The sequence below is a fragment of the Nocardioides sp. NBC_00368 genome, assembly GCF_036090055.1.
In the GTDB taxonomy this organism is placed as follows: domain Bacteria; phylum Actinomycetota; class Actinomycetes; order Propionibacteriales; family Nocardioidaceae; genus Nocardioides.
Window position 1 is genome coordinate 5,850,852 of sequence record NZ_CP107970.1, and the last position, 12,378, is coordinate 5,863,229.

9 protein-coding genes are annotated in these 12,378 nt (G+C 69.3%); 4 read left to right on the top strand and 5 right to left on the bottom strand.

Annotation, left to right across the window (positions count from 1 at the left end; all coding sequences use genetic code 11):
- Positions 1-12: 12 nt before the first annotated feature.
- Both OG984_RS27995 and OG984_RS28000 read right to left on the bottom strand, forming a co-directional pair.
- Entirely contained in the window at positions 13-687 is a 675-nt protein-coding gene (locus OG984_RS27995; RefSeq protein WP_328529354.1) for a GntR family transcriptional regulator, read from the bottom strand.
- 60 nt (positions 688-747) lie between these two features.
- Positions 748-2,061 (bottom strand): anthranilate synthase component I family protein, encoded by a 1,314-nt coding sequence (locus OG984_RS28000; protein ID WP_328529355.1) that lies wholly within the window; start codon positions 2,059-2,061, stop codon positions 748-750.
- Positions 2,062-2,182: 121 nt separating this feature from the next.
- Between OG984_RS28000 and OG984_RS28005 the strand changes: the two genes are divergently transcribed.
- From OG984_RS28005 to OG984_RS28020, 4 genes are all read left to right on the top strand, one after another.
- Positions 2,183-2,641 (top strand): RidA family protein, encoded by a 459-nt coding sequence (locus tag OG984_RS28005; protein ID WP_328529356.1) that lies wholly within the window; start codon positions 2,183-2,185, stop codon positions 2,639-2,641.
- A gap of 145 nt (positions 2,642-2,786) precedes the next feature.
- Complete coding sequence (locus OG984_RS28010) at positions 2,787-4,616, top strand: BCCT family transporter (RefSeq protein WP_328529357.1); 1,830 nt, start codon at positions 2,787-2,789, stop codon at positions 4,614-4,616.
- 26 nt (positions 4,617-4,642) lie between these two features.
- Positions 4,643-6,952: an FdhF/YdeP family oxidoreductase gene (locus tag OG984_RS28015; RefSeq protein ID WP_328529358.1), complete on the top strand. Its 2,310-nt coding sequence runs from the start codon at positions 4,643-4,645 to the stop codon at positions 6,950-6,952.
- Positions 6,953-7,042: 90 nt separating this feature from the next.
- Positions 7,043-8,335 (top strand): hemolysin family protein, encoded by a 1,293-nt coding sequence (locus tag OG984_RS28020; protein WP_328529359.1) that lies wholly within the window; start codon positions 7,043-7,045, stop codon positions 8,333-8,335.
- Here OG984_RS28020 and OG984_RS28025 read toward each other — a convergent pair.
- The 3 genes from OG984_RS28025 to OG984_RS28035 all read right to left on the bottom strand — a co-directional run bounded on the left by OG984_RS28025 (position 8,286) and on the right by OG984_RS28035 (position 12,074).
- Entirely contained in the window at positions 8,286-9,260 is a 975-nt protein-coding gene (locus tag OG984_RS28025; RefSeq protein ID WP_328529360.1) for a 2-hydroxyacid dehydrogenase, read from the bottom strand. The two genes, OG984_RS28020 and OG984_RS28025, sit on opposite strands and share 50 nt — an antisense overlap.
- A 67-nt stretch (positions 9,261-9,327) precedes the next feature.
- Entirely contained in the window at positions 9,328-10,269 is a 942-nt protein-coding gene (locus tag OG984_RS28030) for an alpha/beta fold hydrolase (protein WP_328529361.1), read from the bottom strand.
- 113 nt (positions 10,270-10,382) lie between these two features.
- Complete coding sequence (locus tag OG984_RS28035; RefSeq protein WP_328529362.1) at positions 10,383-12,074, bottom strand: MSCRAMM family protein; 1,692 nt, start codon at positions 12,072-12,074, stop codon at positions 10,383-10,385.
- Positions 12,075-12,378: the final 304 nt, after the last annotated feature.

Consider the following 12,378-nt stretch of genomic DNA (forward strand, 5'->3'; position numbering starts at 1 on the left):
GCCACCGGGCCGTCAGAGGACCTGGCGGATCTCGCGCTCGAAGCTGCCGATGTGCTCGAGGGTGAGCTTCTCGGCCCGGTCGGCGTCGCCGTCGGCCACGACGGTGAGGAGCTGAGCCTGCTCGACGACGTGGTGGGCCAGATCGGGAAGCCGGTCGATCACCATCCACCAGATCCTGATGGCGAGGTTGTCGTACCTGATCAGGATGTCCTCGAGGTGCGGGTTGCCGCTGGACCGGTAGATCAGGCTGTGGGCGGCCTTGTCGACCTGCATCAGTGCGGTGCGGTCGCCGTCGCCCAGCTTGCCCTTGCCGATCTGGGCCGCGAGGTCGCGCATCTGCTCCCGTTGCTGGGGCGTGGCGCGCTCGGCGGCGGCGCGGGACGCGAAGGGCGCGAGCTGGCGCCGGATCTCGGCGATCGCGCTGAGCTCGGTCGCGTCGATGGTCGTCGCGAAGGTGCCCCGGCGGGGGAAGGAGTGGACCAGGTGGTCGGCCTCGAGGCGTTTGATCGCCTCGCGGACCGGGGTGCGGCCCATGCCGATGGCCGCCGCGATCTGGCCGTCGTTGATCGGTGCCCCCGGACGGATGTCGAGCATCACCAGGCGATCGCGGATGTAGAGATAGGCCTGCTCGGCTAGTGAGGTGGCGGGCGGGTTCGCCGTTGATGCCAGGATCTCGTCAACCGTCATTGAGTCGTGCCCCACTTGTCCGTTCCGGCCTGTGCGTTTTTACCATCCTAGTCTGATACATCAGTCTTCTGGTAGCGGCGGGGCGAACACCTGGAGCAGCCGCTCGGCCTTCCAGCCGGTTTCGGCGTACTCCTCCGCGGGGGTCGAGTGGACGGTGATCCCGCCTCCGGTGCCGAGCTCCCAGGCGCCGTCGCCGGTGGTGGTGAGGCTCCGGATGACGACGCCGAGATCGGCCCGGCCGTCGGGCGCGATCCATCCGAAGGCGCCGGAGTACACGCCGCGGGCGGTGGTCTCGACGCGTCCGATGATCTCCATGGTGCGGAGCTTCGGTGCGCCGGTCATCGAACCGGCGGGGAAGAGGGCGCGCAGCGCCCCGATGCCGGTGACGTCGTCACGCAGCCGGCCGCGCACGGTCGTGACGAGCTGGTGGACCGATGAGTACGACTCGACCGCCATCAGCGAGGGGACCGTCACCGAGCCGGGTTCGCACACCATCGCCAGGTCGTTGCGCAGGAGGTCGACGATCATCAGGTTCTCGGCGCGGAACCTGGGGTTCGAGGCGAGGTCGCGGCGCAGCTCGTCGTCCTCGGCGGCGCTCTTCCCGCGTGGCGTGGTGCCCTTGATCGGCCGCGTCTCGATCGTCCGGTCGCGGTCGATCGTGGCGTAACGCTCGGGTGAGGAGCTGAGCAGCCGGAAACCGTGGTGCTGGATGAAGCCGGCGTAGGGGGCGGGGTTGAGCTCACGCAGGCGCAGGTACCCGACGGCGGGGTCGAGATCGTCCTGCACCTGGATCCGGTGGGTCAGGTTCACCTCGTACGTGTTGCCGGCCCGCAGCTCTCGCTGCACCGCGTCGAAGGCTCGCGTGTAGGGGTCCGGGGTCTCGCCGGCGGGCCGCACCGCCTGGTGTCGCGCCGCCTGGTGTCGCGCCGCCCGGTGTCGCGCCGCCCGGTGTCGCGCCGGGCCGGCGGCCTGCGACGCCGGCGGGCCGACCGTGGTGGTGTGCCGCGTACGCATCCAGATCGCGTCGGGCATCGCAGGCTGTCCTGCCCGGGGTGCCCGAGCCGGGAGGTCCGGGCGACATGCGTAGCCGAGGTAGCCCACCCAGATCTCGTCCGGTGGCGTGCGGGCGAGCTCGTCCTCGAGGACGGTGAAGACGTCAGTGCCGACCAGACGGGTCTCTCCGTCGGCGTGCCGGTGCACCTCGCGCCGAGCGGCGTCGTAGGTGAGCGAGACGTCGTCGTCGCGCAGAGCGCCCATGATCGGCCGGTGGACGGCCCCGTCCCCGGGGCCGGCGTCCAGCCAGAAGCAGCGCGGACGGGTGCTCGCCATCTCGGCGAACAGGTCCGCGGCGGTCGATGCCATCGCCTGGGTCATGCGTTCGCTTCCTGAAAGTCAACCTATCGACAACTAGTATATCAGTGTTAGTATCCCGGCCATGTCGGATCGAGGGAGCAGGGTTCTGCGGCTGTTGAGCCCCCGGAGGTCGAGTGCTGCCGTGCTCGGTCCGGACGCCGCGCTGCTCGACCTCGGTCTGACGGTCGCCGAGACCGCGCCGCCCGTCGTGACCCATGTGCCGGCGGTCCGCGCGGGGAGGCTCGTCTTCACCTCGGGGCAGCTGCCGATCCGCGATGGAGAGCTGATCGCCCGCGGGAGGGTGGGGGACACTCTCGGTCTCGCCGATGGCCAGGCGTGTGCGCAATGGTGCGCGCTCAACGCGCTGGCCGCGATCAAGTCCGAGGTCGGCGATCTCGGGCAGGTGAAGCGCGTCGTCAAGGTCGTGGCGTACGTCGCCTCCGGCCCGCTCTTCACCGACCAGGCTCTGGTGGCCCATGGTGCCTCGGAGCTTCTCGGCAGCGTTTTCGGCGACGCGGGGCGGCATGCGCGCTCCGCGGTCGGCGTCTCGGTGCTGCCTATGGACTCGCCGGTCGAGCTCGAGCTCGTCGTCGAGATCTGATCCTTGCCTGTGTGATGCATCACATATAAGGTGACTAGTATATCAGCGTCTGACCGCGTAGCGCCCCACTGAAGTGCCGCCACCCGGAGCCTCGTTGGCACCACCAGATGCTGCTCATCCCAAGAGCTCTCGATCGGAGTGCGTCATGAGATCATCTGCAGACGGCGGAGACCTTTCGCCGGTTGTATCCCCGCGCCACAAGTCCCTCGGCCAGAACGGGGCCACCCACCCGGCCCTCGACTGTCCACCCGAGGAACCCGCCAAGAACGCCGGGGGACTCGACCGCGTCGTCTTCGGCGTGACCGCGGTCATCGCGATCGGCTTCCTGGCCTGGGGCTTCGTCAGCACCGACTCCCTGGCGACGGTGTCGGGGAAGTCGCTGTCCTGGGTGATGGCCAACCTCGGGTGGCTGTTCGTCACCGCGGCCTCGACGTTCGTCGGGTTCGTGCTGTGGCTGGCGTTCGGCAAGTTCGGCAACATCCCGCTCGGCCGGGACGGTGAGGAGCCCGAGTTCCGTACGGTCTCGTGGGTCACGATGATGTTCAGCGCCGGCATGGGTATCGGCCTGATCTTCTACGGCGTCAGCGAGCCGATCAGCCACTACATCTCACCTCCTCCGGGCTCGGTCGGCGACGGCCAGTCGGAGAAGATCCAGACGGCCATGGCCACGACCCTCTTCCACTGGGGGATCCACCCCTGGGCGATCTACGCCCTGGTGGGGCTCGCGATCGCCTACAGCGTCTTCCGCAAGGGTCGCGGCCTGCTCATCAGCTCGGTCTTCGAGCCCATCCTCGGCCGTCATGCGCACGGTGCCGGTGGCAAGGTCATCGACATGCTCGCGATCTTCGCGACGCTCTTCGGGTCGGCCGCGTCGCTGGGCCTGGGCGCGCTCCAGATCCGCAGCGGGCTCGAGATCGTCGGCGGTCTCGGCCGGACCGGCAACGGCATCCTGGTCGCGATCATCGCCGTGCTGACAATCGGTTTCGTCTTCTCGGCGGTCTCGGGTGTGGCCAAGGGAATCCAGTGGCTCTCCAACATCAACATGGTGCTCGCCGTCGGGCTCGCCCTGTTCGTCTTCGTGGCCGGCCCGACCGTCTTCATCCTCAGCCTGGTCCCGACGACCGTCGGCAGCTACTTCCAGGAGGTCGCGATGATGTCGGCGCGTACGTCGGCCGAGGGCTCCGAGACGGCCTCGTGGCTGTCGAGCTGGACGGTCTTCTACTGGGCCTGGTGGCTCTCCTGGACTCCCTTCGTGGGCATGTTCATCGCGCGGATCTCGCGTGGCCGGACCATCCGCCAGTTCGTGACCGGGGTGCTCCTCGTCCCCTCGCTGGTGAGCCTCGCCTGGTTCGCCGTCTTCGGTGGTGCGGCGATCGACCTGCAGCTGGACGGTGTCGACATCGCCGGTGCGGGTGGCGTGGAGACCCAGCTGTTCACCACCCTCGAGTCCTTCCCGCTCGCCACGGTCGCGAGCGTGGTGGTCATGATCCTGGTCGCGCTCTTCTTCGTCTCCGGCGCGGACGCCGCATCGATCGTCATGGCCACGCTCTCCGAGCGCGGCTCCATCGAGCCGGGGAAGCCGACGGTGATCTTCTGGGGCGTCGCCACCGGTGCGGTCGCCGCGGTGATGCTCCTGGTCGGCGGCTCCGACGCGCTGAGCGGGCTGCAGACCATCACGATCGTCGCGGCCGTGCCGTTCGTGCTGGTCATGATCGCGCTGTGCGTCTCGCTGGTGAAGGACCTCCGTGAGGACCCGCTGGTCGTGCGGGCCCAGTACGCCTCCCGGGCCGTCGAGCAGGCGGTCGTCTACGGGGTCTCGGAGCACGGTGACGACTTCGTCATCAGGGTCTCCCGCGATCCCGATGCGCCCGCCGACGAGCTGAACGACGAGCTGAACGACGAGCTCGACGACGAGCTCGACGAGCTGGTCGACGAGGCCGGCGAGGAGGCCGAGCTGCCCAGGTCGGCCGGTTAGCACGAGTCCCCGAAGGAGCGGTTGTGGTGAAGCGAGACGCGGACGGCGCGTACTCCGTGGAAGATGCGGTGGACGCGCTCAGCGTCACCGAGCCGAAGACGTGGGCCGCCGGAGTGCCGGCGGTGCGGAAGGCGATCGAGTACTCGCTGACGCAGACGTCGGTGCGGCGTACGGCGTTGACGTTGCTGAACCTCAACCAGGCCGGCGGGATGGACTGCCCGGGCTGCGCCTGGCCGGAGCCCGGGCACCGGCACAAGAACGAGTACTGCGAGAACGGTGCCAAGCACATCGCGGACGAGGCGACCTCGCGCCGGGTGACGCGCGAGTTCTTCGCGCGGCACTCGGTCGAGGAGCTCGACGGGAGGTCGGACTACTGGCTCAACCAGCAGGGCCGGCTGACCGAGCCGATGGTCAAGCGGCCCGGGGCGACCCACTACGAGCCGATCAGCTGGGAGGACGCGTTCCGCACCATCGGTGCGGAGCTCAACGGCCTGGACTCTCCCGACGAGGCGATGTTCTACGTCTCGGGCAGGCTCAACAACGAGGCCGCCTTCCTGCTGCAGCTCTTCGCCCGGGTGTACGGCACCAACAACCTGCCGGACTGCTCGAACATGTGCCACGAGTCGAGCGGTTCGGCGCTGAACGAGACGCTCGGGATCGGCAAGGGCAGCGTCCAGCTCGAGGACATCTACAACGCGGACCTGGTGTTCGTGGTCGGGCAGAACCCGGGCACGAACCATCCGCGGATGTTGTCGGCGCTGGAGGAGACCAAGCAGCGCGGTGGCAGGGTGATCGCGGTGAACACGCTGCCCGAGGCGGGCCTGATGCGGTTCAAGAACCCGCAGAAGGCTCGCGGCGTGGTCGGCCGCGGCACCGAGATCGCGGACCAGTTCCTGCAGATCCGCCCGGGCGGTGACCTCGCGCTGTTCCAGATGCTCAACCGTCGTCTGCTCGAGACCGACCAGGAGGCCGGCGGCGGCGTGCTCGACTGGGAGTACATCGCGGAGTACACGACCGGGTTCTACGCCTTCGCCGAGCACGCCCGCACCATCACCTGGAAGGAGGCGCTCGAGGCCACCGGTCTGACCCGGGAGGAGATCGAGGCGGTCCACGAGCAGGTGCTGGCCAGCCGCTCGGTCATCGTCTGCTGGGCGATGGGGCTGACCCAGCACAAGCACGGGGTGCCGACGATCCGTGAGGTGGTCAACTTCCTCATGCTGCGCGGCAACATCGGCAAGCCCGGGGCGGGGGTCTGCCCGGTCCGCGGTCACTCGAACGTGCAGGGCGACCGGACGATGGGCATCTGGGAGAAGATGCCCGACTCCTTCCTCGACGCGCTGGGCGCCGAGTTCGGGTTCAACCCGCCGCGCAGGCACGGGTACGACTCGGTCGACGGTGTCCGCGCGATGCGGGACGGGAGGGCGAAGGTCTTCATGGGCGTCGCCGGCAACTTCGTGCGGGCGATCTCCGACAGCGACGTCGCCGAGGCCGCGCTGAGGAAGTGCCGGCTGACGGTCCAGGTCTCCACCAAGCTCAACCGCTCCCACACGGTGGTCGGCGAGACCGCCCTGATCCTGCCCACGCTGGGCCGCAGCGACATCGACGTCCAGGCCAGCGGCGAGCAGTTCGTCACCGTCGAGGACTCGATGAGCGCCGTGCACGCGACGCGGGGCAAGCTCCCGCCGGCCTCGGAGAGCCTGCTGAGCGAGGTCGCGATCGTCTCGCGTCTGGCGAAGGCCACGATCGGTGACCGTCACGGCATCCGCTGGGCGGACTTCGAGGCCGACTACGCCCGGGTCCGCGACCGGATCGCCCGGGTGGTGCCGGGCTTCGAGGACTTCAACGAGCGGATCAAGGACCCGAAGGGCTTCGTGCTACCGAACCCGGTCAACTCCGGGGTCTACCGCACCCCCAGCGGCAAGGCCGTCTTCACGCGCAACGACCTGACCTGGCTGGAGGCCCCGCCGGGTCATCTGATCCTGCAGACGCTGCGCTCCCACGACCAGTGGAACACGATCCCGTACGCGATGGACGACCGCTACCGCGGCATCCATCACGCGCGTCGCATCGTCATGGTCAACCCGGCCGACATCGCCGAGCTGGGTCTCGCCGACGGTGACCGTGTCGACATCGTCAGCGTGTGGGAGGACGGGGTGGAGCGGCGGGCACCAGGGTTCACCCTGGTCGCCTATCCGGCGAGCCGGGGGTCGGCGGCTTCGTACTATCCGGAGACGAACGTCCTGGTGCCGCTCGACAGCGTCGCGGAGGGCAGCAACACCCCGACGTCGAAGGGGGTCGTGGTTCGCCTCGAGGGCGCCGGAGCGGAGTCGGGCTGACGCGCCACGAGGCTGTAGATTCGTACTCGTGAAGAGGCCTCGAAGTTCCTACCGCTCACCCGCGTTCGACACGAGGGGTGAGCGGGCCTGATGGACAGCCAGACATTCCTCGCGCTCGGGCTGGTGCTGGTCTTCGTGCTGGTCGGCGGCGTCTTCGCCGCGACCGAGCTGGCGCTCGTGTCCCTGCGGGAGAGCCAGCTGGCGGCGATGGAGAGGCAGGGGTCTCGTGGAGCGAGGGTGGCAGAGGTCGCGCGCAACCCCAACCGCTTCCTGGCCGCGGTGCAGATCGGTGTCACCGTCGCGGGCTTCCTCTCCGCGGCCTACGGCGGCTCGACGATCGCTCCGGACGTCGCGCCCTACCTCGAGCGCCTCGGCATGGGGGAGGCGCTCGCCGAGACCACGGCGCTGATCGTGCTGACCCTGTTCATCGCCTACCTCTCCCTGGTGCTGGGCGAGCTGGTGCCCAAGCGGCTGGCGCTGCAGAAGGCCGCCGGCATCTCGCTGGCCGTCGCGCCCGTGCTGGACCGGTTCGCCAGCGTGATGCGACCGGTGATCTGGCTGCTGTCGGTCTCCACCGACGCCGTCGTACGCCTGCTCGGGGGTGACCCCAAGGCCTCGGCCGAGGAGGTCTCGGAGGAGGAGCTGCGCGAGATGGTCTCGACCAACCGGGACCTCGAGGAGGACGAGCGCCGGATCCTCCGTGACGTCTTCGCCACCACCGAGACGACGTTGAAGGAGGTGATGCGCCCACGCGGCGACGTCACCTTCATGCCGTCCTCGATGCCGCTTCCCGAGGCAGCCGAGGCGGTCCGCGACCTGCCCTACTCCCGCTACCCGGTCACCGGTGAGGGCTTCGACGACATCCTCGGGTTCCTGCACGTACGCGACCTGCTCGGTGTCGACGCGACCGACCAGCGCACGATCCGCGACGTCTGCCGTCCGGTGCTCGCCCTGCCCGGGAGCAAGCGGGTGATCCCGTCGATCGCGACCATGCGCGAGGGTGGCACCCACCTGGCGATGGTCGTCGACGAGTACGGCGGCACCGACGGCATCGTGACCCTGGAGGACCTCGTCGAGGAGATGATCGGCGACATCCAGGACGAGTACGACCACGGCGAGGCGCGCATCCGTGACTACGGCGACCTGTCCCGGGTCGACGGAGCGATGACCATCGAGGACTTCGCGGACACCACCGGCATCGAGCTCGAAGACGGCGGCTACGAGACGGTCGCGGGCTACCTCATCTCGCGGCTGGGCCACATCCCGCAGGTCGGCGAGGTGCTGGCTCTTCCGGGCGTCACCCTGGAGGTGGCCGCCCGGAACGGCAACCGGGTCACCGAGATCGCGCTGCACCCCGAGGCGACACCTCCGGCACCGGAGTGAGGACGGTCCCCTCGGCGAGCCAGCGGTCGAGGTTGTCCAGGGTCAGCTGCTCCATGGCGGCACGCGTCTCGACGGTGCCGCTGGCCAGGTGGGGGAGGAGCACCACGTTGTCCAGGCTCATCAGCTCCGCGGGCACCGTGGGCTCGTCGGCGAAGACATCCAGCCCGGCACCGGCGATGCCGCCCTCGAGCAGCAGCTCGACCAGCGCGTCCTGGTCCACCACCGAGCCGCGCGCGATGTTGACGAGGTAGCCCTCGGGCCCGAGCGCCTCGAGCACCGAACGGTCGACGAGGTGCTGCGTACCGCTGCCGCCGGAGGTGGCGAGCACCAGGATGTCGACGTCGGCGGCGAGCTCGGCGGGGGAGGCGGCGTAGGGGTAGGGAGAGCCGGGCACCTCGTGGCGGGAGTGGTAGGAGACCGGGCAGCCGAACGCCTCGAAACGGGTCGCGATCGCCCGGCCGATCCGGCCCAGGCCGAGGATGCCGACCCGCTTGCCCGAGACCTTTCGAGCCAGCGGATAGGTGACGACCTGCGGCCAGTCGCCGCGGCGTACGAACCGGTCGGCGGCGCTGAGCCGGCGCAGGGTGTCGATGGCGAGACCGATCGCGGTGTCGGCCACGCAGTCGGTCAGCACGTCCGGGGTGTTGGCGACCAGCACGCCGCGCGCGGCCGCGGCCTCGACGTCGGTGGTGTCGTAGCCGACCCCGAAGTTGATGACGGCGCCGAGCGCGGGCAGCTGCGCCATCAGGTCGGCCGGTACGCCGGTGCGCCCGGTGGTCACCGCGGCACCGATCGAGGGGCCGTGCTCGTCGAGGAACGCGGCCCGGGTGTCGTCCTCGGGCAGCACCAGGGCGTCGTAGCGGTCGGTGAGCGTGGCGGCCAGCGACGGCTTGAGCGGTCCTACCTGGAGGATGCGGCGGTTCACGGGTTCTCCTGTCGTTCGGATGACCCTCACGAGGCTAGGTAGCGATCGCGACACACGTCCAAGATCGTCACGGCATCGTTCGATGCCGTGACGCATCGGGTTCCGGCTCCGGTCCCGTGCGCAGGCGCTTCTGCCACGCATCGTGGTCCCATGTGGCGGGTGCGGTGCTGCGTATGAACTGCTCCACGGTCATCACGAAGCGCCCGGGGTCGGACCGGAACGGGAAGTGGCCGGCGCCGTGGAACACGTCGAGGGATGCGTACGGCATCGCCAGCCGCGCCTGCCCGGCATGTCGGAAGGGGACGACTCCGTCGCGGTCGCCCCAGACCATCAGCGTGGGGATGTCCTCGACCAGGTAGCTGCGGTCGAGCATCGTGACGACCTGGCCGTGCCAGTCGACGACCGCGCGCAGCGTCCGGGCGAAGGCCTGGCGGGAGCGGGCGTCGGGCAGTGCGTCGAAGATCCGGGCCAGGTCGGTGGCGTCGACGCCGAGGTCGTGATCCAGGCGGCGGAGCAGAGCGAGGGAGGCGGAGAACCCGGTCCGTGAGAACGGCAGCCGCAACAGCGTGAGCAGCTCCGGCGCAAGCGGCAGGCTCGCGAGGCGCAGCCAGGCCGAGACACCCCGCCCGGAGCCGCCGTTGGAGACCAGCACGATCCGCTCGACCAGATGGGGGTACTGGTAGGCGAGCTGCATCGCGACGCCTCCGCCCAGCGAGTGGCCGACCAGGGTGACCCGCTCCACGTCCAGCACGGCCAGGAGGTCGCGCATGCCGTTGGCGAACCCGCCGATCGAGTAGTCGGCGCGCGGCTTGTCGGAGTCACCGTGCCCGAGGAGGTCGGGGGCGATGACGAGGTGGTTCTGGGCGAACAGGGGCAGCACCTCGTCCCACGTCCGTGAGCTGTCGCCGATCCCGTGGATGAACAAGATCGCGGAGCCCTCTCCGCCGATGCGGTAGGCCCGCCTGTAGCCGTGGATCACCCGCGACTGCTCCACGATCGCCCGCGTCATGCCTGCACGCTAGCCGCCCTCGGTTTCGAGCATGTTGCGGCCGCGCCGCAACCATGCCGACGGGGACCGCCCGGTGAACCGGGCGGCCCCCGCGGCTGGGGTGATGTGAGGGATCAGGGATCGATCACGATGGTGCAGGTGATCGTCCGCGGCGACGGGTCGATCGCGATGCCTTCGTGGGTGACCGTGTCGTCCCAGCCGCTTGCTGTGCCGGTGTCCGGCGTGGTGCCGGTGTTCTCGCAGGTCAGCGACGTCAGGCTGGTCTCGCCGGAGCCGCCGTCACGGAAGTTGACCTGGATGTCGGCGAGCGGCGCGTTGGTGAACGTCGCGACCGCCGCACCGGCCGGCTGGTTGTCGGTGCAGTTGGTGCCGGTGACCACGGTGACGGTCTGCGCACCGCCGGGGGCGTCGGCGTAGCCGGGCGGCGGCGACGTCTCGGTGACGTCGTAGTCGCCGAGCGCGAGGCCGGAGACGCAGACCTCGCCGATGTCGGGATCCTCGTCACCGGTGCCGTTGTCGGTCACGCTGGTGCCGTCGTAGGTGAAGACCGCGCCGGCGTTGGCGACCGCTCCGTCCTTGGTGCTGTTCTTCAGGATCTTCAGCGCTCCGAGCTGGAGCCGGTTGGTGTAGGTGCAGTCGAGTACGTCGGCGTCGCTGTCGATCGCGAAGGTCACGGTCGCGCCGTCGATGCTCGGCGTGACCCCGGTACTGGCGTCGCAGTTCACACTGACGAAGGCCCAGTTCGTCGGGATCACGTCCTCGACGACCGTGTAGCCGCTGCCGAAGAGAACGGTCTTGCCGTAGTCCTTGACCCCGTCGTCCCTGAGCGTGAACGTGTTCGCCGAGCTGGGATCGGTGCTGAACGACTTCGTGTAGCCGAAGTCGGTCGAGTTCGGGTCCTCGTGCGGCTGCGTCTGCTTGCGGATGATGACCTGGCCGCAGTTCTGCAGGTTGATCCCGACCGGTGCCACGAAGTCCTTCAGCTGTGAGGTGAAGGAGTCCGAGGAGCGGCTCTTCAGCATGGCGCTGCCGAACGAGGCGCACTTGTCGGGCTGGAACATGAGCCGCAGGTCGATCTGCGCCTCACCGAAGGTCCGTGCCTGCTTCGACCCGGAGGTGATCAGCCCGTCGGAGTCGGCGGCCGGGATGGTCGAGGAGTTGATCGTGCCGGCCGCGCAGGGAGCACCGCCGCACGTGGCGGAGGGCACGTCCAGGTCGGTCGTGGGACCCCAGGCGGAGCCGGTCCACCGGCGAGCGGTGATGTCGGCCCGGGAGCCACCTTGGTCGATGGCGTACTCGATGAGCAGGTCACCGGCGGTGCGGACGACGTTGGGGCCGGAGGCGCACTTGGTGCTGGACTGGTTGAACTCGAAGTCCATCAACGTGGTGCCGCTCGGGTCGCTGACGCGGCTCCAGGCGAGGTTCAGGAATCCGGGGTGTGACCCGGTGCCGGCCTCCCGGTAGACGTGGAAGCTCAGCAGGTCGCTCTTGTTCGGCGGGATCGAGTCGGTCACCTCGCTCGGACACGAGGTGTCCTCCTTGACGCCGCCGGCGTAGGAGTTGTCTCCGGTGCCGTTGACCTTGTCGGTCGCGCGGATCTCGTTGACGCCCGCCCAGTCGGTGGAAGGCGATGGGTCGTCGACCTTGAGGTTGGCGTCGACGTCGATCTCGAAGTTGCTGCCGGCGAGGCTGGCCTCGGGATGGGAAGCCGAGGCGCCGGAGGAGACCAGTGTCGTGACGACGAGGGCGGTGGCGCACAGCGCCGCCAACTTCTTGAAGAACCTCGGCTTACGGGCGCGAGGCATGAGCGGGCTCGGTATCGAGCGCATGGCGTGTCCCCTTTCAGAGACCTCGCGGTCGCTGTCTACGTGGGATGGTGGGCCCGCTTCTCAGATGCGGGCTCCCGTCGGCGCGTGCGGCTGCGGCCTGGACGGATGGTTGCTCCAGAGGTGGGAGGGCGTCGTCTGGGGGCTCGACGCTCGTTCCTCGTTATCCGATCGTTATCCCGCCTGGGGTACCTGCGCATGCCGAAGATCGGGTAACTGCCGAACGGTCGCGCCGGGGGTGGCCCGATGACATCGACCGGGCCCTCGCGGTCGGCGAGGGCCC